Origin of the sequence: Pelomicrobium sp. G1 (genome assembly GCF_051905455.1) — a bacterium.
Classification (GTDB): domain Bacteria; phylum Pseudomonadota; class Gammaproteobacteria; order Burkholderiales; family UBA6910; genus Pelomicrobium.
The window spans coordinates 1-291 of record NZ_JBQACR010000288.1 but is presented as its reverse complement, the minus strand read 5'-3'; the positions used below and the strand labels follow the sequence as shown (position 1 = coordinate 291).

At 65.6% G+C, this 291-nt stretch carries 1 protein-coding gene; it reads left to right on the top strand.

The features are described 5' to 3' along the window. Positions 1-12: 12 nt before the first annotated feature. A partial coding sequence (locus ACTFO6_RS18545) for an imidazole glycerol phosphate synthase subunit HisH (RefSeq protein ID WP_439935847.1) occupies positions 13-291 on the top strand: 279 nt, incomplete at its 3' end.

The following is a 291-nucleotide window of genomic DNA, read 5'->3' as shown; positions in this document are numbered from 1 at the left end:
GAAGAGGGGGGCGTGGCGGGGTTGTCGGTGCTGCCGGGCAAGGTGCTGCGTTTCCCGTCCCACGCCATGATGGACGCCGAGGGACGCAAGCTCAAGGTGCCCCATATGGGCTGGAACCAGGTCTATCCAGTGATCGAGCACCCTCTATGGCGGGGCATCGCGGCGGATGCCCGATTCTACTTCGTTCACAGCTATTACCCGGAGCCGGGCGATCCTGCCCTGGTGGCCGCCTACAGCCTTTATCCCTTCGCCTTCACCTGCGCCGTGGCGCGGGGGAACGTCTTCGCGGTG